At 69.2% G+C, this 21,032-nt stretch carries 22 protein-coding genes and 1 tRNA gene; 11 read left to right on the top strand and 12 right to left on the bottom strand.

The genetic code is table 11. The annotated features are described in order from the left end of the window. Window positions 1-54 precede the first annotated feature (54 nt). The 4 genes from ACLBYD_RS25220 to ACLBYD_RS25205 are packed head-to-tail and all read left to right on the top strand — an operon-like array spanning window position 55 to window position 2,889. Window positions 55-327, top strand: a complete 273-nt coding sequence (locus tag ACLBYD_RS25220; RefSeq protein ID WP_016692216.1) for a LuxR C-terminal-related transcriptional regulator — start codon at window positions 55-57, stop codon at window positions 325-327. Beyond that, window positions 324-1,538 carry an ATP-binding protein gene (locus ACLBYD_RS25215; protein WP_447818575.1) on the top strand — a complete coding sequence of 405 codons (1,215 nt, stop codon included), beginning with the start codon at window positions 324-326 and terminating at the stop codon, window positions 1,536-1,538. The genes ACLBYD_RS25220 and ACLBYD_RS25215 overlap by 4 nt, the downstream gene beginning before the upstream one ends. Next, a complete protein-coding gene (locus ACLBYD_RS25210; RefSeq protein WP_447818574.1) occupies window positions 1,535-2,548 on the top strand; it encodes a hypothetical protein in 1,014 nt (337 codons plus the stop codon). The genes ACLBYD_RS25215 and ACLBYD_RS25210 overlap by 4 nt, the downstream gene beginning before the upstream one ends. Window positions 2,549-2,559: 11 nt before the next feature. Beyond that, window positions 2,560-2,889, top strand: a complete 330-nt coding sequence (locus ACLBYD_RS25205; protein ID WP_006551592.1) for a YnfA family protein — start codon at window positions 2,560-2,562, stop codon at window positions 2,887-2,889. Window positions 2,890-2,931: 42 nt separating this feature from the next. Here the strand turns inward: ACLBYD_RS25205 and ACLBYD_RS25200 are convergent, their stop codons facing one another. From ACLBYD_RS25200 to ACLBYD_RS25190, 3 genes are all read right to left on the bottom strand, one after another. Then, window positions 2,932-3,384 (bottom strand): hypothetical protein, encoded by a 453-nt coding sequence (locus tag ACLBYD_RS25200; RefSeq protein ID WP_159416534.1) that lies wholly within the window; start codon window positions 3,382-3,384, stop codon window positions 2,932-2,934. A gap of 94 nt (window positions 3,385-3,478) precedes the next feature. After that, a complete protein-coding gene (locus ACLBYD_RS25195) occupies window positions 3,479-4,252 on the bottom strand; it encodes an amidohydrolase family protein (RefSeq protein WP_447818573.1) in 774 nt (257 codons plus the stop codon). A 55-nt stretch (window positions 4,253-4,307) separates the two neighbouring features. Then, window positions 4,308-5,288: a helix-turn-helix transcriptional regulator gene (locus tag ACLBYD_RS25190; protein ID WP_447818572.1), complete on the bottom strand. Its 981-nt coding sequence runs from the start codon at window positions 5,286-5,288 to the stop codon at window positions 4,308-4,310. A 99-nt stretch (window positions 5,289-5,387) separates the two neighbouring features. Between ACLBYD_RS25190 and ACLBYD_RS25185 the strand changes: the two genes are divergently transcribed. Continuing rightward, window positions 5,388-5,759, top strand: coding sequence for a VOC family protein (locus ACLBYD_RS25185; RefSeq protein WP_447818571.1), 372 nt, complete (start codon window positions 5,388-5,390; stop codon window positions 5,757-5,759). Between the two features lie 21 nt (window positions 5,760-5,780). On the opposite strand, the gene ACLBYD_RS25180 is transcribed toward ACLBYD_RS25185, so the two are convergent. Together ACLBYD_RS25180 and ACLBYD_RS25175 are read right to left on the bottom strand one after the other, a co-directional pair. Next, window positions 5,781-6,596, bottom strand: coding sequence for a DUF5602 domain-containing protein (locus ACLBYD_RS25180; RefSeq protein ID WP_447818570.1), 816 nt, complete (start codon window positions 6,594-6,596; stop codon window positions 5,781-5,783). 172 nt (window positions 6,597-6,768) lie between these two features. Next, window positions 6,769-6,841: transfer RNA gene (locus tag ACLBYD_RS25175), tRNA-Arg, on the bottom strand. A 235-nt stretch (window positions 6,842-7,076) separates the two neighbouring features. Between ACLBYD_RS25175 and ACLBYD_RS25170 the strand changes: the two genes are divergently transcribed. Further along, window positions 7,077-7,898, top strand: coding sequence for a M23 family metallopeptidase (locus tag ACLBYD_RS25170; protein ID WP_447818569.1), 822 nt, complete (start codon window positions 7,077-7,079; stop codon window positions 7,896-7,898). Between the two features lie 110 nt (window positions 7,899-8,008). Continuing rightward, a complete protein-coding gene (locus ACLBYD_RS25165; protein ID WP_447818568.1) occupies window positions 8,009-9,517 on the top strand; it encodes a glutamate-cysteine ligase family protein in 1,509 nt (502 codons plus the stop codon). Between the two features lie 5 nt (window positions 9,518-9,522). On the opposite strand, the gene ACLBYD_RS25160 is transcribed toward ACLBYD_RS25165, so the two are convergent. The 3 genes from ACLBYD_RS25160 to ACLBYD_RS25150 form a co-directional block, all read right to left on the bottom strand. Beyond that, the gene (locus tag ACLBYD_RS25160; protein WP_447818567.1) at window positions 9,523-11,835 is read right to left on the bottom strand and encodes a M28 family peptidase; all 2,313 of its coding nucleotides are present in this window, start codon (window positions 11,833-11,835) and stop codon (window positions 9,523-9,525) included. 74 nt (window positions 11,836-11,909) lie between these two features. Next, window positions 11,910-13,133 carry a globin domain-containing protein gene (locus tag ACLBYD_RS25155; RefSeq protein ID WP_447818566.1) on the bottom strand — a complete coding sequence of 408 codons (1,224 nt, stop codon included), beginning with the start codon at window positions 13,131-13,133 and terminating at the stop codon, window positions 11,910-11,912. A 54-nt stretch (window positions 13,134-13,187) separates the two neighbouring features. After that, window positions 13,188-13,631, bottom strand: a complete 444-nt coding sequence (locus ACLBYD_RS25150; protein ID WP_258259732.1) for an Rrf2 family transcriptional regulator — start codon at window positions 13,629-13,631, stop codon at window positions 13,188-13,190. A 146-nt stretch (window positions 13,632-13,777) separates the two neighbouring features. Between ACLBYD_RS25150 and ACLBYD_RS25145 the strand changes: the two genes are divergently transcribed. The 3 genes from ACLBYD_RS25145 to ACLBYD_RS25135 all read left to right on the top strand — a co-directional run bounded on the left by ACLBYD_RS25145 (window position 13,778) and on the right by ACLBYD_RS25135 (window position 16,736). Beyond that, a complete protein-coding gene (locus tag ACLBYD_RS25145) occupies window positions 13,778-14,686 on the top strand; it encodes a universal stress protein (protein ID WP_447818565.1) in 909 nt (302 codons plus the stop codon). Window positions 14,687-14,758: 72 nt separating this feature from the next. Next, a complete protein-coding gene (locus ACLBYD_RS25140; RefSeq protein WP_447818564.1) occupies window positions 14,759-15,799 on the top strand; it encodes an LLM class F420-dependent oxidoreductase in 1,041 nt (346 codons plus the stop codon). A 25-nt stretch (window positions 15,800-15,824) separates the two neighbouring features. After that, window positions 15,825-16,736 (top strand): universal stress protein, encoded by a 912-nt coding sequence (locus ACLBYD_RS25135; protein ID WP_447818563.1) that lies wholly within the window; start codon window positions 15,825-15,827, stop codon window positions 16,734-16,736. A 27-nt stretch (window positions 16,737-16,763) separates the two neighbouring features. On the opposite strand, the gene ACLBYD_RS25130 is transcribed toward ACLBYD_RS25135, so the two are convergent. Continuing rightward, window positions 16,764-17,033, bottom strand: coding sequence for a hypothetical protein (locus tag ACLBYD_RS25130; protein ID WP_006551566.1), 270 nt, complete (start codon window positions 17,031-17,033; stop codon window positions 16,764-16,766). A 17-nt stretch (window positions 17,034-17,050) separates the two neighbouring features. Beyond that, window positions 17,051-18,007: a nitroreductase family protein gene (locus ACLBYD_RS25125; protein WP_447818562.1), complete on the bottom strand. Its 957-nt coding sequence runs from the start codon at window positions 18,005-18,007 to the stop codon at window positions 17,051-17,053. Window positions 18,008-18,158: 151 nt separating this feature from the next. Here ACLBYD_RS25125 and ACLBYD_RS25120 point away from each other — a divergent pair, with 151 nt between their 5' ends. Continuing rightward, window positions 18,159-18,806: a response regulator transcription factor gene (locus ACLBYD_RS25120; RefSeq protein WP_447818561.1), complete on the top strand. Its 648-nt coding sequence runs from the start codon at window positions 18,159-18,161 to the stop codon at window positions 18,804-18,806. Between the two features lie 25 nt (window positions 18,807-18,831). Here ACLBYD_RS25120 and ACLBYD_RS25115 read toward each other — a convergent pair whose 3' ends face one another. Together ACLBYD_RS25115 and ACLBYD_RS25110 are read right to left on the bottom strand one after the other, a co-directional pair. Next, window positions 18,832-20,490 (bottom strand): sensor histidine kinase, encoded by a 1,659-nt coding sequence (locus ACLBYD_RS25115; RefSeq protein ID WP_447818560.1) that lies wholly within the window; start codon window positions 20,488-20,490, stop codon window positions 18,832-18,834. Beyond that, on the bottom strand, window positions 20,487-21,032 hold a 546-nt coding region (locus tag ACLBYD_RS25110), incomplete at its 5' end, for an alpha/beta hydrolase family protein (protein ID WP_447818559.1). The genes ACLBYD_RS25115 and ACLBYD_RS25110, both read right to left, overlap by 4 nt.

Genomic DNA, 21,032 nt, shown 5'->3' with positions numbered 1-21,032 from the left:
AGTTCGTCGGGGACTCGGTTGGATCTCATGTATTCATCTCGGTAGGGACGCGCTATGACGACGATGCTCGAACATTCCCCGGCACAGAAGCCTGCGCCTCAGAAGCCCGCACTCTCGGCTCGCGAGATCGAGATCCTGCGGGCCTGGCTGCTCTGCGAGTCCAAGTCCGAGGCGGCTGCGAGCCTGTTCGTCACCGCAGCCACGGTCAGCACCCACATCGTCCGCATCCGTGAGAAGTACGCCCGCGTCGGGCGTACGGCGACCACGAAGACGGCACTGCTCGCCCGCGCTCTGCAGGACGGTGTGGTCTCCATCGACGAGCTGTGACCCGTCGGCCTGCCACCACACAGGGTGGACACACGACGGATCCGACGAGCGCGGCCGACCGGATCCACCGGGTCTTCGGTCGGTTCATCAGCGCGGGCTACGTGTTCTACCTGCTGTTCGTCGTCCCCACAGCGGTGTCGCAGGCCCACCTCACGGCATGGTGGTGGTTGCCGACGGCACTGCTCGCGATCTTCGGCACCGGGATCGCGCTCGGGGTGGCGACCTTCCTGAGCGATGTCCGGTGGGTCGGACGACTCGCAGCCGCCAACGCCGTCGCCTTCCTGGTCGCGGCGGTCCTGTGGTTCCCGGCCTGGACGGGTGAGGTTTCCACGAACACGGCCTGGCAGGCGCTCTTCCCCGGAGTGGCAGGACTGTCCGCGGCGGCAGCGTGGCGGCCGCGGACGGCGCTCGCCTACCTCACGGTGGTGGTGCTCGTCGTGCAGACCACCAACTATCTGCTGGTGAACACCACGACGGGATACCGCTTCGTCCCGGAACTCGCGTTCGCGCTCATGTTCTGCGGGGTCTTCGCCGCCGCGGCGATCGTCGCCTTCCGCACGGGCGACGTCCTCGATTCCACCGTCGCGGCCACGGAGAGGTCTGTCGTCGCAGCAGCGGCGGCCGCGGCCAGGACGGTCGAACGCGAGCGGTTCGACGCACTCGTCCACGACCAGGTGATGTCCACTCTGCTCGCCTCGGGTCGCGGCGCATCCGACGGTCCCGTCGCGGCCCAGGCCCGTCGTGCGCTGGAGATGTTCGACTCCCTGCGGCGCGGCGACGACACCGAGAGCAGCTTCGACGCCGACCGGGTGGCAGCCCAGTTCCGCTCGGCAGCCTCCGAGGTGGACGAGGACGTCGAGTTCACGACCACGACGAGCACCGATGCCGGGCCGCACTACCCGGCCGACGTGATCAGGGCGGTCGCAGCCGCACTGGCCGAGGCCGTGCGGAACAGCGTGCGCCACGCCGGCCCGGGCACGCAGCGGGCCGTGCACGTCGACCTCGGGCCCGGATCGGTCCGGGTGGTCGTCCGCGACGACGGCCACGGATTCGACCCCGCCCAGATCGACCCCTACCGGATGGGCATCCGCGCGAGCATCCACGGACGCATGCGCGGCATGGCCGGGGGCGACTCGGAGATCACCTCGGGTCCCGGGGGCACGACGGTGACGCTGTTCTGGCGCGACCCGGCCGAGCGTCGCGCGCCGTGACCGCCGAACCCACCCGCGACGTGCGCGACCTGCTGGGGATGCGCACCACGGCCGCACGTGTGCTCGTGAGCCTCTACGCCCTGGTCTGCCTCGTGCTGGCGGCGTTCGGCGCCGAGCACACGTCCGCGAGTTGGCCTCCCGCCCTCGCCGTGCTCGTGTGCACGTTCGCGGCGTTCACCCTCATCACCGTTCCGGGCGACCCGCTGCCGATGCCGGCGACGATCCTGCTCGCCGCCACCGGGACGGTCTCGTCGGCGCTCGTGTTCTCGGTGCTGCCGGTGCCGTCTCCGGGAGGCATCGCGACCTGGCCGCTCGGGATGTCCACGGTCGTCTTCACCTTCATGTGCGTGCGCGGACGCACCCTCGCGGCGTGGATCGGGTTGGCCTGCATGATCGCGACCGCGACCTTCTGGACCTACGTCACGGGACAGGGGATCGGCCCCGGCCTATCGCTGTCGCTCGTCAACGCGGCCCCGGTCCTCATGTCCACCTTCTTCGCCTTCACCCTGCGACCGCTCGCGGGATCCATTTACCTGCTGCGTGCGATGTCGTTGCAGCGCAGCGCCGAACAGGCGGCCTCGGCTGCAGCGCTCGAGGAGCGCGACGCGCAGCTCGACCGGCTCGACTCCCTGGCCCGGCCCCTGCTCGAACGCATCGCGACCGGGGAGGTGCTCGACGCGGGGGAGCGACGCGCCGGTGTGCTGCTCGAAGCACGTCTGCGGGACGGGCTTCGAGCGCCGGCCCTGCAGGATCCCCAGGTCGTCGAGGCGGCCGACTCCGCGCGCCGACGAGGCGTGGACGTGGTGATGCTCGACGATCACGGCCTGGACGGGGTGCCCCCCGACGAACAGGCCCGCCTCCGCCGTGCGGTCGCCGACGAACTCGACTCGGTGTCACACGGTTCCGTCACGGTGCGGGTCCTGCCCCCGGGACGCCGGGCCCTCGTGACGATCCTCGTGCGCGGGGATTCCGTGCGCCGCATCGAGCTGGGCAAGGCGTCGCAGGGCTAGAGTCACACCTCGTGACCGTGCTGAAGTCGTTGCTGCTGTTCGCCGTTGCCGCCCTGTTCGAGATCGGTGGTGCGTGGCTGGTGTGGCAGGGCGTGCGCGAACACCGCGGCTGGATCTGGATGGGGTTGGGCGTGATCGCTCTCGGCGCTTACGGTTTCGTCGCCACGCTCCAGCCCGACGCGAACTTCGGTCGCATCCTCGCGGCGTACGGCGGTGTGTTCGTGGCGGGTTCCCTGGTGTGGGGCATGGTGATGGACGGCTTCCGGCCGGATCGGTGGGATGTCGCGGGCGCGCTCGTGTGCCTCGCCGGCGTCGCCATCATCATGTATTCGCCCAGGTGACGAGGCATCCGGCACAGAGGTGCCGGATGCCTCGTCCGGACGTCACGGCACCACGACGCCGCCGACTGCGGGGGTCGAGTTGCACAGCGGTCCACTGCCGAGATTCACCGAACCGAAGACCGTCGCCACGACCTCGCCCGGACCGGTGTCGACCAGGGTCGACAGGTTCGGGTACGCACCGCCCAGATCGACGATGCCGGTGCGGCCGTTGTTGCGGTTGAGCCATGCGACGCTGACCTGCCCCGCTGCCGGGACCGGCCACAGGGCCTCCCGTGTGGAGAACAGGACGTGGCCACCGGGGATGCCCTCGTCCGGTCCGGGTTGCGCCGTGACCGAGGTGAACGACGCCAGGCTGCCCTGGTTGATGCAGCCGATGGTGATCGCCGTGCCCAGAGGCTGAGGGGGTGCAGCGGTGGCCACACCGGTGAATGCGATTGCGGCGGCGACGGGTGCCGCCAGGGCGAGAACTCGACGTGGAATTCGCAGTGCAGGCATGGTGCTGCTCCTCGGATAGGGAAGGTCACGTCCGGGAGCCGACCGCAGCGAGGAACACCGCGGCGCGTCCCGCGCACCGATGACGAGCGTGAGTCTATCGAGACACCGAAGACCCAGGAGCGGTTTCGGTCTCGATCCGATACAGCTCGGAAGCATTGCGGCGCAGCACCGCGTCGGCGAGCTCGTCGCCGAATACGTCCTCGACGAGGGTGATGTCGCTGTCCCGGAACGGTCGCGGTGCCCGTGTCGACGGCAGGTCGGTGCCGAACACGAGTGCACCGGGATTCACATCGGCAACGGCGCGAAGCGCGTCGGCCACCGGGATATCGACGCGTCCGAACCCCGTTGCCTTCACGTGGATACCGCTCTCCACCAGCCGCAACAACGACGGCAGACCCTCCTGCGACAGTCCCAGGTGGTCGACCGAGACGGCAGGCAGTGCTGCGATCGTCGTGTGCAGTTCGGCCAGATCGCGCGAATCGACGTACAACTCGGCGTGCCAGCCGACGAGGTCATGGACCCGCCGGGCGAGCCGGTCGAGGTCGGACAGTGCCGCCGATCCGCCACGGCGGACGTTGAATCGCACGGCCCGCACGCCCGCCGCGTCGAGCCGGGTGATCTCGTCGTCCGAGGCGGTGGCCGGAAGTTGTACGACGCCGACGAAAGTGGGCCCGAGCCGGTCGAGCGCATCGAGGAGATAGCCGTGGTCGAAGGCCTGGAACGACCCCGACACCACCGCGCCACCGGTGACACCCAGATGCGCGACCCGCGCGAGATAGTCGTCGACGGTGAACGGTTCGGGCAGATAGCCGTCGTTCTCGACGAGCGGGAAACGCGGATCGATGATGTGCAGGTGGGCGTCGAACATCTCCCCACGATAGGAAGCTCGGTCCGGTCGGGACAGGGTTCGGATCAGCGGGAGTTCACTCGCGGCGATGCACGGTGTGACGTCGGAGGAGCGATTCGGCCAGTCCCGCCACGAGATCCCGTGCCTCGGGTGGCCCGACGATCTCGATGTGCTCGCCGAACTGCAGCAGTTGCCGCACACCGTCGATCGAGTCGTAGGCCACCGTGATCCGCGAGACGTCCGGTCGCGGTCCTGCGGTGCTCCCGCGCAGGCGGGCACCGAGGATGCGCCGGGCGAGGTCGAGGCGGTTCGTCGCGAGATCGGCGGTGACGACGACGTCCTCGCGTCGTTCGAGCGCGTCGCCGAGTTCGCGTGCCAGCGCGGGCAGGGTCCGGCCGGGGGACAGGCGTCGCGGCCGGTCGAGCACTGTCCACGCACTCAGACGGGTCAGCGCGAACAGCCGCGGTCGTCCCTGATCGTCGGCCACGAGATACCAACGGCCCGCGCGGGAGAGCACACCGTAGGGATCGACGACGATCTCGCGTTCGTCGCGATGTCCGCTCGACCGGTACGTGATGGCGAGTTGCCGGCCGTGCCGCAGGTCGCGGGTGAGGGCAGCGACGTCGGCCCGGTCCTCGGTGGCGAACCATCCCCGGTTGTCGACGGTGACCACCTCGGTCAGCGGCAGCAGGTCGTTCTCGCGTGCGGTGGAGGGGGTGCGCCGGGCACGTGCGGTGAGTTTGTGGACGGCGTCCCGGGCGGCGGCGTCGACACCGAGTTGCCGGGCCCGGCCCATGTCGACACCCAGGGCGCGCAGGACGTCCACCTCGGATGCGTTGAGCCGGTTCAGGTCGGTCTGCCGGCCGGGGAGCATCACGATGCCGCCGTACCTGCCGCGTTCGGCGACCACCGGAAGATCCGCGGCAGCAAGCGTTTCCACATCGCGCAGCACGGTGCGCTCGGAGACGCCGAATTCCTCCGCGAGTTCGGCGGCCGTGACCCGTCTGCGGGCCTGCAGGACGACGAGCATGCTCAGCAATCGCTGCGGCCGGTTCATCGGATGCGCGATCTCCTTTCGAAAACACGACAGGAACTGTCGGGTTTCGGTGCCACGGTAGTCCTCGAAGTCTTCACCGCCTACCGGAAGGAGCGGCCGATGACTGTGTCGTCGCCCAACCTGTTCCTGATCTACGTGACCGATGTCGACCGCACGACCCGCTTCTACAGCGACCTGTTCGGCATGACCCCGCAGATGACGACCCCGCGCTACGTCTCCTTCGAAGTGGCGCCGGGAGTGCTGTTCGCACTGTGGTCGGGTCGCGCGGAGACCGTGGATGCGACCGCGCCGCGGTTCTCGGAGGTGGGCCTGATGGTGCCGGGCTCGGCCGCCGCCGTCGATGCGATCCACGACGAGTGGGCCGGTAAGGGGGTGACGGTCGTGGAGGCGCCGCACGACGAGGTGTTCGGGCGGACGTTCGTGGTGTCGGACCCGGACGGGAACCTCATCCGTGTCTCCCCGCTGGACTGAGTCCCCGTTCGGCCGACCGGTCTACGACGCCTCGCGCATCGTGAGCCCGCCGAGTTCGACCGTGTACGTCTGCGACGCCTCGTCCCACCACACGGAGTAGGTGGTGGGGTAGAGGCCTTCGCGCTGGTACGCCTCGGGCAGGCGGAGTTCCTCGTGGTGCGCGGGCCGCGTCGCGAGCCACTCGCGGCTCAGCATGGGTTCGATGAACGCCTGCCGTCCGTCCCACGTGCCGTAGAGCACGGTCTCGGTAAGGTGGTGTCCCGCCACCGGATCGTGCTCCGCCTCGGTGGTGTCCACCCAGTGCAGTCCCATGCCCGCGACGGTCGACGTCAGCGGATCCCCGGACGGTGCGTACCCCTCCGGTATGTAACGCGGGTCGGGCACACGGGCCGCAGCGGGGATGTAGCCGGGGGCGAAGGGATGGATCGACTCCACCGTGGGCCGATCCAGGAGATAGAAGTGGACGTCGAAGTGCGGGACGTCGAAGCCGTGCTGGGGGTCGTGGCCGTGCGAGTTCCAGTCGACCGTGACGTGGTCGAACGCGGTGGCGGCCGCCTCCTCGGGCAACTCGAGCACGTAGGCCTCGGTGACCGGCACCAGCGCACTGGGTAGGTCGTCGAGGGCGGCCGCGTCGAGTCGCACCCCGATGGTGGCCGGCGTGCCCTCCTCGTCGACGGTGACGTACGTGCGGGCGTTGCCCGCCCCGACGGGATGAGCCGGTCCTTCGGCGAGGCCCGGGACGCCCCCGGCGACCGCGGGGGCGGGAGTGACGAACAGTCCGAGGACCGCCGCCGAGACGATCACGGCGAGATGTCGGGCACGAGGCCGAATGTTCATGTGGGGTCCTCGATTTCCGTCGTCGTCGAGCGGCATCGTTGTGGATGCTAACTGTCGCGCGGACGGCGGATGACCGACTAGATCGAACCGTGATGCGTGGGCGGGACGGTGCCTGTGCTGTTCGAGGAAGTGGGTCCGCCAGTGCTTGCGGATGCGAGCGGAACCCGATGTGTGCCCCCGGCAGGATTCGAACCTGCGACCTACCCTTTAGGAGAGGGTTGCTCTATCCCCTGAGCTACGGAGGCGTCCGGCCGGGCGGAGCCGACCTTGGCGCGTTGTGAGTGTAGCCGCCGGGCATGCGCCGTAACCAAGCGCCCGCTCTCGAGGCTCTCGAGGTGGCGTGTACGACCTGCAGGTTCCCGCCGATTGAGATCAAGGAAAGGTAACACTGGCCTTTCCCTATACCGTTTTGTTACCTTGGGTCGCCAGGAGCGGCCGGGGGATACCCGGTCGAAGTCGGGACGAAACAAGGGACACACTGTGGGACGCCATCAGCGCACACGCGAAGACGAAGCATTCGACCTCGAGACGATTCGCGTGCCGTCCTCCGGCAAGGGCCGTCACCGCGTCGAGCCCACCGGTACGTCCGCTCCGGTCAAGGCTGCCACCGTCGCCGCTGCCACGGGTGCCTTCTTCGCTGTCGGCTCGCAGATCGGCGCCGGCACCGCTGCCGCGCATCCCGGCCACGACCACGTTCAGGCCGAGGCTCCCGCGCCCAGCCTGCCCTTCGAGCTTCCCGCGGGCCTGCTGCCCGAGGGTGTCGAGATCCCGGCCATCCCCGGCATCACCACCCCGGCCGAGCAGGGCGCACCCGAGCTTCCGGCCGAGGTCACCGGCTTCCTCGATCAGTTCTCGGGTCCCAGCTGGCTCGACCGGCTCAACCCGGCTTCTCCCTCCGCCGTTCAGCCCGTCTCCGGCACCCTCACCTCCGACTGGGGTCCGCGCTGGGGCGCCCACCACGGCGGCATCGACATCGCAGCCCCGATCGGAACGCCCATCAAGTCCGCGGCCAACGGCACGGTCCTCGACGCCGGACCGGCTTCCGGTTTCGGCCAGTGGGTCCGCGTCCTCAACGACGACGGCACCACCGCCGTCTACGGTCACGTGAGCACCTACCAGGTCTCGGCCGGTCAGCGTGTCAACGCCGGCCAGCAGATCGCCACTGTCGGCAACGAGGGCTGGTCCACCGGACCGCACCTGCACTTCGAGGTGTGGGACACCGAAGGCACCAAAATCAACCCCAACGCGTGGCTGAGCGATCGCGGCGTCGTCACCGACTGGGGCGGATACCGCGCCGTCTGATCCCACCTGCAGTACTCGATCCCACCGACGGCACGCCGTCGATCCCACCGCGGGCGTGAGCGCGCGCTAGGCTTGGGCTCGACAGACCGCGCGCCGACCCGGGGGTTCCATTGGGAGCTGAGATATCCGCTCGTTCGTTCACCGGGGAAGACCGGCGGATGTTCCGGAGCAAGGTTCGCGACTGCATGAAGGCGCTCGAGCGGATGCTTCGAGAGGACGTCTTCGTCGACGTGCACTCGTCACCCGAACCGCATCTCGGCATGGAGATCGAGTTCAACCTCGTCCGCGACGACATGTCGCCCGCGATGTCGAACCTCGAGGTGCTCCAGGCGATCGACGATCACGCGGTCTTCCAGACCGAACTCGGCCAGTTCAACGTCGAGATGAACGTCGAGCCACGACGTCTCACCGGCGACGAACCTTTCGAACTCGAAGAGTCGCTGCGGTCGTCGCTGCGGCGCGCCGACGAGCGGATGCACCTGCACGACGCGCAGCTGGTCATGATCGGCATGCTGCCCACGCTCGAACTCGACGATCTCGAACGGGGCCGGATCACCGCCAATCCCCGCTACGAAGCGCTCAACGAGCAGATCTTCGCGGCGCGTGGTGAGGACATCGAACTCGATCTCGACGGTGTGCCGTTGCCCGGCAGCGATGTCGTGGAAACCCTTCGCGCAGATATGAATTCGGTGGTCCCCGAGGCGGCCTGCACGTCCCTGCAGCTGCACCTGCGGATCGCCCCCGAAGATTTCGCGACGCATTGGAACGCCGCCCAGTGCCTGGCCGGAGCGCAGGTCGCGCTCGCGGCGAACTCGCCCTTCCTCGCCGGCAAGGCGCTGTGGCACGAGAGCCGGATCCCGTTGTTCGCGCAGGCCACCGACACACGCCCGCTCGAACTGCGGAACCAGGGTGTCCGTCCCCGCGTGTGGTTCGGTGAGCGGTGGATCGACTCCGTCCTCGACCTGTTCGAGGAGAACTCCCGCTATTTCACGGCTCTCCTGCCGGAGGTCTCGGACGTCGATCCGATGGCCGAACTCGACGCCGGCCGGGTTCCCGAACTGCGCGAACTGCAGATGCACAACGGCACCATCTACCGGTGGAACCGGCCCGTCTACGACATCAGCGACGGCCATCCGCACCTGCGCGTCGAGAACCGTGTGCTCCCGGCGGGACCGACCGTCCTCGACACCATGGCCAATGCGGCCTTCTACTACGGGACGCTGCGCGCCCTGACCCACTCCGACGAGCCGCTCTGGCGCGACCTCAGCTTCGACGCCGCCGAGCGGAACCTCGTGCTCGGTGCGAAGTTCGGTCTCGACGCGAAGCTGTACTGGCCGCGCACCGGATGGGTCGGCGCCGACGAACTCGTGCTGCGGTGCCTGTTGCCGCTCGCGCACCAGGGCCTCGAGGCCTACGGGCTGTCGGCAGCGGTCCGCGACCGCTATCTCGGCATCGTCGAGGGACGTGCGCTGACACGGCAGACCGGAGCGGCATGGCAGCGACGGCAGGTGGCCCGGCGTGAGGCTGCCGGCGAGAACCGTCGCACCGCCCTGCTCGGGATGATGAAGGACTATGTGCAGAACATGGCCTCGGGCACTCCCGTCCACGAGTGGGAGTGACGTCCCTACAGCTGCAGGGTCCGCGTCACGGCCACCGTCGGCTGGACGACGACGCGATCGGCGGGCGGCTCGAAACCGGGTACCTCGCCGAGATCGTCACCGAGATCGGCGACGCGGACGCCGAGACGGCTCTCGAGCATGCTCAGCGTCAGTTCGACCTCGATCCCGTCGGGGCCGGGAGCCCAGAACAGGAACCCGAAGTCGTCGGACGGTTCGGCGCGGAAGCCGTCCACCGTTGCGCCGTGGACGTGGGCGGTGGTGTTGTCGATCCACAGTCCGACGGCCTGGGCGTTCCTCGGTGAGGTCAACCGCAGTCGTATCTTCCGGGCGCTTCCGCCGGTCGTGTCCTCGAGGATCTCGACCTCGGGCGCCTCGAGCTCGGCGACCGGGGCAGGCCCGTGGTACATCGGCCGGTGCTCCCGCCACGGGAAGTCGGTGGGGAGCGGTTCGGGACCGGCGGTGAGCAGGCCTTCGCTCCAGTCGGATCGCGGGCCGTCGGGCGATCCCCACACCGCGGCACCCCGGTCGGCGTCGAGCGAGTACCAGAGGTATTCCTGCCGGGGGTCGGTCGCACCGTCCCGGTTGAGGTAGCCGGCGAGCAGCGTGCCCGCCACGACGATCGCGATCGTGCCGGTCGCGGAGACGACGAGCCCGCGGGTGGTCGACGCGAACGGCTCGCACAGCGGGAGTACCGCGGCGAACGTGAATGCGACGAACAGACCGGCCACCGGTGCCCCGTAGAGGAGTCCGGCGTCGAACGACACCAGCACGGCGGGCAGGCCGAAGATCAGCGAGCCGAGCGCGCCGAGGGCGATCGCGACGAGCGGCCACACCGTGTCGTTCTGTGGGAGAAGCAGCGCCACCAGCAGACCCAGCGCCGCCGGCAGGACGAGTACGAGCAGTGTCAGCGGCACACCGGCGAAGGGGATGCCGGCGAGAGCGAGCACTGCGACGAGCGTGAACGCTCCGCACGTGAGCGCGGCGGCCGGACGGCCGCGACCCCACCACGATCGCGCGACCAGCAGTACGCCGAGGGCCGCGACGACCGCCGCGAACTGGAAGACACCCGGCCGGTAGGGTTCGTCGGCGACCGGCGCGGCCATGCCCGGATCGACGGTCTGCACGATCCACCACGGCAGCCACGCTGCGCCCGCCGCGAGGACGGCGGCGAGCAGCGACACGGCCACGGCAGCGCCGGCCTGCCAGGCCGACGTCTCGCCGCGGCGCACCCGCAGCACGACGATCGCCCCCACGACGCCGGCCAGCGCGATCGCCCCGACGACCTCGGCCCAGCGCGGTATGTGGAGCAGTCCCCAGGGCGCGGTCGTCACGACCTGGTCGCCGCCGTCGCCGACGGTCGCGAGATCGGATCCGGCGAGGGTGCGGGCCGTCGCGAGGGAGGTGTCGCCCATGTGCTGCAGCGACGTCCGGCTGAGACGGTCGGGGGTGTCGAGAGGGCTGTGGTAGTACGCCGAGCCCGCGGAGACGGCAGTGTCGAGGGCGTGGTGGCCGTGCTCGGCGAAGCGGCGGAAATCGGTGTCGTTCGGCAGCGCCTCGAAGATCAGTTCGGTGAGGGAGTCCGCGTTCGCGCCCGGTGCCCCCGCCAGACTGTCGATCAGGACGCCGTTCGGTGAGGTGATCCGGAAGGTCGTCGGCGCACCGGCGTTCCCGCGGGCCTCGTGGTTGAGTACGACGACGGGACCGGCCCGCACGGACTCCGTGCCGACGAACCGGTGGGCGCCGAGCAGACCGTTCTCCTCACCGTCGGTGAGCAGGACGACGACGTCGTTCCGTGGGGGAGGACCGGACTCGATGGCACGAGCGACCTCGAGGACCGTGCCGACGCCGATCCCGTCGTCGCCCGCGCCGGGGGAGCCCCGGACCGTGTCGTAGTGCGCGGCGAGCACGACGGTGCCGGTGGGATCGGTACCGTCCCGGGTCGCCACGATGTTCTGCACGCGGGCGCCGCGCTGGGTCGCCTCACCGGACCGCGCCATCCATCCGACGCCGGAGTCGACGCGGGTGGACCACCCGAGATCCTCCAGGGCTGCGACGAGATGGTCGCGGGCGGCGGCGTGGGCGGTCGACCCGGGCGGTCGTGGGCCGGTGGCGATCGCGTCGATGTGTTCACCGGCGCGGGCGGCGCTGAAGACATCGGCGGGTGCATCGGTTCCGAGCGGCTCGTCGGACGCGGGGAACAACGCGACGAGGCCCGCCACGAGAAGGACTCCGATCAGCGCGAGGGCACTGCTACCCAGTGCCTGGAATCGGCTACGCGGGGACGGGGCCGGGTGGCGAACAGCCGCGGCGGAGTCCATGGGTGCAGCCTAGCCGCGAATGCAGCGGTGCCCCGGCAGACTCGGCCGGGGCACCGCGATCGGATCGGGTCGGATCAGGAGGCAGGCGCCCAGCTGTCGGGTCCGAACACCTCGTAGTGGATGTTCTCGGCCGGGACGTTGCGCTCGATCAGGGCCTCGCGCAGCGAGAGCATGAACGGCAGCGGGCCGCACAGGTAGGCCTGGGTCTTCGGATCGAGCGGCAGATCGGAGATGTCGGCGCGTCCGACGCGGACCGTCTGGAGCGGCCGGCGGTTGCCGAGGTCCTCGTACCAGCGGTACAGCTGGGCCGACGGGATCTTCTCTGCGAGGGTCTCGAGCTCGCGGCGGTGGGCGTGGCTCGCGACCGACCGGTCGGCGTGCAGGACCGCGACGGGACGCTCGTCGCCGACGCCGGCGAGGTGATCGAGCATGCCGATCATCGGGGTGCATCCGATGCCGGCGGACGCCAACAGGATCGGGGTGTCGTCCTCGGTGAGTACGAGATCGCCGAAGGGAGTGGTGACCTCCAGCTCGTCGCCCTCGAAGACGTTGTTGTACAGGAAGTTCGACACCTCACCGGCGGGAAGCACGGTGCCGTCGGGTGCGGTGGTCTCCAGGACCCGCTTGACGGTGATACGCCAGTCGCCCTTCGCGGGTGCGCTCGACAGGCTGTACTGACGGATCTGGCGGGCGCCGTCGGGGAGGTGGACGCCGACCGAGAGGTACTGGCCCGGACGGAAGGTGGGCAGCGGGGAACCGTCGAGCGAGGTGAGCACGAACGAGACGGTGTCGGCGGACTGGTGGACGCGGTCGGCGACGCGGACGGTGCGCCAGACGTCGCCGGCCTCGGCACCTGCGGCCCGGTACAGATCGGCCTCCATCGAGATGAGGGTATCGGCCATCAGCCAGTACAGCTCGTCCCACGCCTTCGCGACTTCCGGAGTCACTGCCTCTCCGAGGATTTCGACGATCGCCTCGAAGAGGTGCTTGTGGACGATCCAGTACTCGTCGGGCTTGATGCCGAGCGAGGCGTGCTTGTGGGCGATGCGGGACAGGATCGCCTCGACACGGACGGGATCGGGATCGAGCTGGAGCGTCGCGAAGGCCGCGATCGATCCGGCGAGTGCCTTCTGCTGCTCACCCTGCTTCTGGTTGCCGCGGTTGAACAGATCGCGTTCGAGCTCGGGATGGGCGGCGAACATCTTGCTGTAGAACAACGGGGTGATGTCGCCGATGGCGGCTCCCACCGCCGGGAGGGTCGCGGCGATGACGTCCTTGGATTCGGGTGAGAGCGGCATGGTGTGTCTCCTCGTGTGTGTCGTGACGGGCTGCACCGGCGGCCTCGCCGTGGGTCAGCGGCCGGTGGGTGGTTCGAGGGTGAGCAGGACCGGACCGGCGTCAGGGGTCGCCAGGTCGGCGATCGTGACGTCGTCGAGAGCGGCGTAGAAGGCGTCCTGTGCGGCGCGGAGCCTGGAGCGGAGGCTGCAACCGCCACGCATGGGGCACGGCTTCGCTCCTTCGCACTCGACGACCTCTTCTTCACCCTCGAGGGCTCGGGTGAGCCAACCGAGGCTCGCCGTGCGGCCGAGTTCGGTGATGGTCAGGCCTCCGCCGCGTCCGCGGCGGGTGGTGACCACTCCGAGCTCGCCGAGCCGGGCGACGACCTTCGTCGTATGTGCGTACGACAGATCGAGCTGGTCTGCAATCGTTCTGGTGCTGGGCATACTCTCCGCCGGGCCGGCGACGAGATGCATCACAACTCTCAGTCCTAGATCGGTGAACCGGGTGAGTTGCATGACCTCACGGTAGTAAATTCGCATCCCAAATGACAATTTGATGTGACGCAGATCGCTGCTGCCGGAATATATTGCAATCAAAGGAATCTCGACGCGATGACCAAAGTCCGTATCCGGACGTAGCGGATCCGACTAGCCTCGGAGGCGTGAAACCACTCGGTGAAGCACCCCGCGACCACAACCACGTGACCGTCGGTGTGGACGGTTCCCCGGCCTCCGAGCGGGCGGTGAGGTGGGCCGCGGCCACCGCGGCCGGCCGGAAGATCCCGCTGCATCTCGTCCACGCGGTGGACTTCGCACCGTCGGGCTGGACGAAACTTCCCTTCTTCCGTCCCTCGCAGGTCTTCGAGTGGAGCGAGGCCGAGGCCCGGGCGCTCCTGAAGGAGGCCGCGGAGACCGCCGAGACGGTGGCGCCGGATCTCGAGATCACCGCCGAACTCGCCCTCACCGGAAGCGCCAAGTGGCTCGTCGAGCTGTCTCGCACGTCGCGGATGATCGTCCTCGGTGCCACCGGGAGCACCAAGCTGGGGGAGGCCTTCCTCGGTTCCACCCCGGTCTCCGTCGCGGGTCATGCCGAATGCCCGGTCGTCGTGGTGCGGGGACCGGAAGGGTCCGTTCCCGACGAGCGACCCGTCGTCGTCGGTGTGGACGGCAGCCCCGCGAGCCGCAAGGCGGTCGAGCTGGCGTTCGAGGAGGCGTCCTGGCGCGGGGTCGACCTCGTCGCCGTCCACGTCTGGAGCGACCTGAAGGTCGGGGAGATCGACGAGTCGCCCCTCGACTTCGATCCCCGCGCGTTCGAGGAGTACGAGCACTCCTTGTTGTCCGAGTGCCTCGCAGGCTACGCCGAGCGCTATCCGGACGTGACGGTCCACCGGAAGGTCTACGTCGACGGCCCCCACGCCCACCTGCGGTCCTGGAGCGGGAAAGCCCAGCTCGTCGTGGTCGGTACCCGGGGCAGAGGCGGCTTCAAGGGGATGGTGCTCGGCTCCACCGGAAACGCGCTCATGCGCGAGGCGCACTGCCCGGTGATGGTGGTGCGACCGGTCACTACCTGACGACGGTAGTGTTCGGGGGCACGTGGACGAACGCGCCCCGAACGGGGTGTGCAGCAGGAACGAAGGTGGCGCATGCGCATCGGAATGGGACTGAACTACAGCGGAGGTTTCGCGGAGACCGCGGCGGAGGTGGCCGACCTGGAGAAGGCCGGTCTCGACATCGTGTTCGTGCCCGAGGCCTACTCGTTCGATGCGGTGAGCCAGCTCGGCTATCTGGCGGCGAAGACCTCCCGCGTCGAGCTCGCCTCCGGCATCCTCCAGTTGTTCACCCGGACACCGACGCTCACCGCCATGACGGCCGCCGGCCTGGACTTCGTCTCCGACGGGCGCTTCGTGCTCGGTATCGGCGCGTCCGGCCCGCAGGTCATCGAGGGCTTCCACGGCGTTCCCTACAACGCGCCGCTGGGCCGCACGCGCGAGATCGTCGACATCTGCCGCCAGGTGTGGCGCCGCGAGAAGGTCGAGCACCAGGGCAAGCACTACCAGATCCCGCTGCCCGCCGAGCGCGGCACCGGTCTCGGCAAGCCGCTGAAGATCATCAACAAGCCTGTGCGCGAGCGCATCCCGATCATCATCGCGTCGCTCGGCCCGAAGAACGTCGAGATGACCGCCGAGCTCGCCGAGGGCTGGCAGCCGCTGTTCTACTACCCGGAGAAGGCTGCCGAGGTGTGGGGCGAATCGATCGCCAAGGGCAAGGCCAAGCGCGATCCGGAGCTCGGCGACCTGCAGATCTACGCCCAGACCCCGCTCGCGATCGGCGACGACGTCGACCACATGCTCGACTGGGTCCGCCCCATGGTCGCGCTCTACGTCGGCGGCATGGGTGCCAAGGGCAAGAACTTCTACAACGACCTCGCGATCCGCTACGGCTACGCGAAGGAAGCCGAGACCATCCAGGAGCTCTACCTGGCCGGCAAGAAGGAGGAGGCGGCCGCGGCGGTGCCCGTCGAACTGCTCCGCTCGATCTCCCTGATCGGTTCGGAGGGCTTCGTGCGGGAGCGAGTCGCTGCCTTCGCGGAGGCCGGGGTCACCACCCTCAACGTCACCCCCTTCGCGGCCGACACCGCAGGTCGTGTGCGACTGATCGAACAGCTGCGGCAGATCTGCGGCTGACCCACCGAGAAAGGTTCCGCGTGCGATGACCGAGAACAAGCCGATCGTCGTGGCCGTCGACGGATCCGACGCGTCCACGACCGCGGTGAACTGGGCGGCACGGACGGCTGCGATCCGCGGCCTGCCGTTGCGCATCGTCACCGTCGTGCACATCCCCGCCTTCTACTACTCCGAGCCCTACCTCGCGCAGAGCTTCCACGAGGAGATGAAGGCGACGGCCCGCGACCGGCTCGACAACGCGGCCGTGCTCGCCCGGCAGATCATCGACGAGAACCGTCACGGGAACGTCGAGATCACCACCGAGCAGCTCGAAGGCAAGGTCGTTCCCACGCTCATCGCGCAGGCCGAGCACGCCGACCGGCTCGTCGTCGGCTCGCGCGGCCTCGGCGAGGTGAAGGGCCTGCTCGCCGGTTCGGTCTCCACGGCGGTCGTCTCGCACGCGACGGCGCCCGTCGTCGTGGTGCGGGGCCGCACCCTCGACGGTGCGCCGCCGGCAAAGGGGCCCGTCGTCGTCGGTGTCGACGGCTCGGTCTCGTGCCGCGACGCGGTGGAGGTCGCGTTCGAGGAGGCATCCGCACGCGGCGCGACGCTCGTCGCGGTGAACGTGTGGAGCGACGTGAGCGTCCAGCCCTCGCTCGGGGCCGTCCCGGAGGACCCGCACTGGAGCCGGATCCAGACCGGTGAGGAGATCGTGCTCGCCGAACGTCTCGCCGGTTACCAGGAGCGGTACCCGGACGTCACCGTCGAACGTGTCGTCGCTCGCGACCGGCCGGTGCGGGTGCTCAGCGAATACGCCGAGGCCGCACAGCTTCTCGTGGTCGGAACCCGCGGACGCGGCGGCTTCAAGGGGCTGCTGCTCGGCTCCACGAGCAACGCGCTGATCCAGACCGCGGACTGCCCGGTCCTCGTCGTCCGGTCGAAGGAGACCGAGGACTGATCCCGGACGAGGGAGCGATGCGGGGCGTCACCCGAAGTCGTCGACGCCCCGCTCGCGCAGTTCCCTCCACGCGTCGGCCGGATGCACGCCGCGGCTGATCGCGCCGTTCTCGATGAGCACCCCGAGCATCTGCGAGAGTACGAACGCGACGTCCTCGACGCGCCCGCACTCGTAACGGGCGGACAGCCACCCGGAGACGTTGCCGGCCTTGGCGGCCTGCGCCATGTCCAGGGCCGTGCGGAACAACTCGCGGGTCGGATCGTCGATCGGATCCTCGGTCGGTGCGCTCATCGTCACCTCGATCTCTCTTCTCGTCAGAAACCCACGCGCAGGATCACCAGCGGCACGACCGGCAGGTCGAGCATCTCGGCCAGGCGCGAACCGGCGTCCTCGACCCGCAGCGGATGCGTCACGACCGACGCCGACAATCGCGCGTCGATGGCCGCGAGCCAGCACCGCTCCACCGCTGCACCCACCCGGACCAGATCCGCCGGCGAAGTGGACGGGGCGGAGAACAGCAGCACCGATTCGCGCGCGATCGCCGCAGCCAGCGCATCGATATCGGGGATCCCCGTCGTGACCATGGCCTCGCCGGCCGCGCCGTGTTCGTCGAGGGTCGCGCTCCAGGTGGTGACCACCTCAGCGTTGCCGCGCGGCTGCCAGTGGGAGGTCCACGAGAACATCTCCCGCTGGTAGTGCGGGTGACGCCGGCGGGCCTCCGCCGCATAGGCGAGCACCTGCGCCAGGGCGACGGCCTCGTCGGCGGCGAGCAGACGCACGTCGACGTCGGGTACCTCCCCGGCCGCGGCAACGACGTCGGCGAGCGTCTCCGTCGGCACCGGGATGTCGGTGAACGATTCGCGATGGCTGCGCCGATGCGAGATGGCAGCGTACAACCGCAGGTCGCGGCTGCTCGGGGTACCCGAGCCGAGCGTCTCGATCCGGGCGATGAGCTCCGGACGTTGCGGATCGGGCAGCACGGAGGTGCGCGATCGGTTGCCGAGGACCCGGATCGCGAGCTCGAGATTCGCGAGGGCCGTGCCGCACGAGATCAACCGGTCGACGCGCAGCGGGTCCGGTCCCGGCTCGGCGAACTCGAGGCGTTCCTCCAGTTCGGCGCTGTGATCGGGCAGGCGCAGATTCCACGGTTGCGTGTCGTGCACCGAGGGTGCCTCCACCACCGCACGCGCAATGATCTCGGTGTCACCGAGCGACCAGGTTCCGGCATCGACAGTCACGACATCCTCCTCGTCGGCTCGTTCGTCCCACATGTCCACCTCTGCCCCTCCAGCGTCTCCCGAGCGGCGCCCGCAGGGCAGGGGGAGAAGGTCCCCAGATGGGTGTCGAACGGCCCCGAGGACGTGGGTATCGCGGTACACCTGGGACAATGACGGGACAGCATGTCAACGAAAGGTGCCCGAGATGACCCGCGTGTTCCTCGTCGACGATCACGAGATCGTCCGGCGCGGCCTGGTGGATCTGCTGAGCAGCGTGCCCGACTTCACCGTCGTCGGTGAGGCCGCCTCGGTGGGTGAGGCCCTGGCCCGCGTGCCCGAGAGCGGCGCCGACGTCGCGGTGCTCGACGTGCGGCTTCCCGACGGCAACGGCGTCGAACTGTGCCGCGAGCTGCGTACCCGCATGCCGGGTCTGCGCGCCCTGATACTCACCTCCTACGCCGACGACGAGGCACTCTTCGACGCGATCATGGCGGGTGCCTCGGGGTTCGTGCTCAAGCAGATTCTCGGCACCGACCTCGTCTCGGCGATCCGCACCGTCGGCGAGGGCGGCTCGTTGCTTGACAGCCGTGCCACCGCCGCCCTCATGGAGCGGATCCGGGCGTCGCGCACGGCCGATCCGCTGGCCGAGCTGTCGGAGCAGGAACGCGCCGTCTTCGAACTCATCGGTGAGGGCCTGACCAACCGGGAAATCGCCGAACGGCTGTTCCTCGCGGAGAAGACCGTGAAGAACTACGTCTCGCGGCTGCTGGCGAAGCTCGGCATGCAGCGCCGCACGCAGGCCGCGGTGCTCGCCACCGAGCTGCGCAACGAGCGCGGCAAGCCGACGTCCTAGTCCGACGCGGGCGGGACCCGTTCCGTCAGAGCGGGACCGCCCACAGCACCCGGGTGCCGCGCGGGCGGGCCGGACCGATCTCGCACGACCCGCCGCACTGCACGGCGCGCCGCTCGAGGTTCGCCAGCCCGCTGCGGCGAGGCGTGTCGGGCAGACCCGTGCCGTCGTCGAGGATCTCGATCCGGAAGTCGTCCTGAACCGAGACCGACACCGAGATGTTGTCGGACTGGGAATGGCGCAGCGCGTTGCTCAGCCCTTCGCGGAGCACGGCCTCCGCGTGTGGGTGGATGCGCATCGGCACCAGCGTGTCGATGGGACCGACGAACTGCACGTTGGGCGCCACCGAGGAATGGATGCTCAGATCGCCCACGACGTCCAGCAGTCTCCGGCGCAGACTGTTCGACGCCGCCGCGCCGGTGGTGTGCAGATCGAAGATGGTCGTGCGGATCTCGCGCACCGTCCGGTCGAGTTGCTCGATCGCGTGGCGGATCACCTCCACGATGCGTTCGTTGTCCGCTCCGTCCGCGGTCGCGCTCTGCAAACTCATACCCGTGGCGAACAGGCGCTGGATGACGTTGTCGTGCAGGTCCTGTGCGATGCGATCGCGATCGGCCAGCACGTCGAGCAACCGCTTCTTGCGTTGCTGTTCGGCGAATTCGAGGGCCACGGCCGCGAGGTTCGCCATGGATTCGAAGCGGGCCACGTCCTCGTCGTCCCACGGTTCGGTACCGGCCTCGCGGGTCGCGACGAGCACACCCGTGACCGTCGACGTCGCCGACAGCGGCAGCACCACCGCGTGGCCTTCGTCGCCCTGTTCCGTCGGCGGCAGTCCCTCGAGAGTGTCGAGATGCATCGGCTGCCTGCTCTTGAGCGCTTTCAGCACAGGCGATCCGGTGAGATCGAAACGCTTGTCCTTCCCGCACGGGATCGCGGGGGACGCGGCCTGCAGGCGGCCGTGGTGGCCGTCGACGAGCACCACATAGGCGCCCGCACACCGGGCGAGTTCGCGGACCTGGCCGGTGAGCATCGACAGCGTTTCGTCCACCGACCCACCCATCAGCAACCGGGAGTTGATGGATGCCATTGCGGTGAGCCATCTCTCGCGGGCGAGAGAGCCCTCGAACAGGCGCGCGTTCTCGACGGCCACACCGGCGGACATCGCGAGCACCTTGAGGATCACCTCGTCCTCTTCGGTGAACTCGGGTGCCCCCAGCTTCTCGGTGAGATAGATGCTGCCGAAAACCTTGCCGCGCACCATGATCGGAGTTCCGAGGAAGCTCTTCATGGGCGGATGGTTGGGCGGGAAGCCGATGGAGGCGGAATGCTTCGACAGGTCGCCGAGACGGACCGGCCGGGGATCGTTGATGAGCAGACCGAGGATGCCCCGGCCCTCGGGCAGATGGCCCATCACCTCGCGCTGCGTCGGATCGATCCCGACGTACACGAATTCCGACAGACCACCGTCGGCGGCGCGCACGCCGAGCGCGCCGTAGCGGGCGTCGAGAAGGGCGGTCGCGGCGGTGACGATGCGCTGGAGCATGGAGTCGAGTTCGAGACCCGATCCCACGACGAGCACCGCTTCGAGCAGTCCGCGCAGGGTCGTCGGGGCGTCGACGGAATCGTCGAGCCGGTCGCGGAGCTCGGCGAGCAGCGTGTCGATGGCGACGTCGGTGGGTTCGATCATGACTTCTTCTCTTCCAGCAGGTGCAGCGCGGCGGACACGGCGGATTCCGAGGGATCCGTCTTCGCGCGGCTCAGGTCGTGTGCGGCCCCGGTGACCTCGATGAGGGTCGTGGCCGCGGGCAGGAGATCGAGTGCCTCCCGCAGTTCGTCGAAGGTACCGAAGGGGTCGCGGTCGCCGTGGACGAACACCGTGGGCATCGAGATCTTCGGCAGGTGCTCGGTGCGCAGCTTCTCCGGCTTGCCCGGGGAATGGAGAGGATAGGACAGCAGGACGAGGGCGTCGGCGATGCCGGGTTCGTCGGCCGCGAGCATCGACGTCTGGCGGCCGCCGTAGGAGACGCCGCCGAGCAGTAAGGGCCCGGACACGCGTTCGCGCAGCTCCGCGGCCGCGGCGGCGACCCCCTCGCGGTCCTCCGCGGCGCGGGACGGCTGCGGAGGACCCTTCGGCTTGCGACGGCGGAACGGCAGGTCGTAGCGCAGGGCGAGGAAGCCGGCGTCGGAGAACCGGGAGCACATCAGCTGCAGGATCCGGGCGTCGCAGTT

The sequence above is a fragment of the Rhodococcus sp. C26F genome, from assembly GCF_053345925.1.
The sequence above is the reverse complement of the archived record's forward strand: the minus strand, read 5'-3'. Positions and strand labels throughout refer to the sequence as shown.

Bases quoted from the DNA above. Each gene is read 5' to 3' on its own strand.
- ACLBYD_RS25220 (WP_016692216.1), top strand. From the start codon at position 55: ATGACGACGATGCTCGAACATTCCCCGGCACAGAAGCCTGCGCCTCAG.
- ACLBYD_RS25200 (WP_159416534.1), bottom strand. From the start codon at position 3,384: ATGCCTGCACTGCGAATTCCACGTCGAGTTCTCGCCCTGGCGGCACCC.
- ACLBYD_RS25195 (WP_447818573.1), bottom strand. From the start codon at position 4,252: ATGTTCGACGCCCACCTGCACATCATCGATCCGCGTTTCCCGCTCGTC.
- ACLBYD_RS25190 (WP_447818572.1), bottom strand. From the start codon at position 5,288: ATGAACCGGCCGCAGCGATTGCTGAGCATGCTCGTCGTCCTGCAGGCC.
- ACLBYD_RS25185 (WP_447818571.1), top strand. From the start codon at position 5,388: ATGACTGTGTCGTCGCCCAACCTGTTCCTGATCTACGTGACCGATGTC.
- ACLBYD_RS25180 (WP_447818570.1), bottom strand. From the start codon at position 6,596: ATGAACATTCGGCCTCGTGCCCGACATCTCGCCGTGATCGTCTCGGCG.
- ACLBYD_RS25160 (WP_447818567.1), bottom strand. From the start codon at position 11,835: ATGGACTCCGCCGCGGCTGTTCGCCACCCGGCCCCGTCCCCGCGTAGC.
- ACLBYD_RS25155 (WP_447818566.1), bottom strand. From the start codon at position 13,133: ATGCCGCTCTCACCCGAATCCAAGGACGTCATCGCCGCGACCCTCCCG.
- ACLBYD_RS25150 (WP_258259732.1), bottom strand. From the start codon at position 13,631: ATGCAACTCACCCGGTTCACCGATCTAGGACTGAGAGTTGTGATGCAT.
- ACLBYD_RS25140 (WP_447818564.1), top strand. From the start codon at position 14,759: ATGCGCATCGGAATGGGACTGAACTACAGCGGAGGTTTCGCGGAGACC.
- ACLBYD_RS25135 (WP_447818563.1), top strand. From the start codon at position 15,825: ATGACCGAGAACAAGCCGATCGTCGTGGCCGTCGACGGATCCGACGCG.
- ACLBYD_RS25125 (WP_447818562.1), bottom strand. From the start codon at position 18,007: ATGTGGGACGAACGAGCCGACGAGGAGGATGTCGTGACTGTCGATGCC.
- ACLBYD_RS25120 (WP_447818561.1), top strand. From the start codon at position 18,159: ATGACCCGCGTGTTCCTCGTCGACGATCACGAGATCGTCCGGCGCGGC.
- ACLBYD_RS25115 (WP_447818560.1), bottom strand. From the start codon at position 20,490: ATGATCGAACCCACCGACGTCGCCATCGACACGCTGCTCGCCGAGCTC.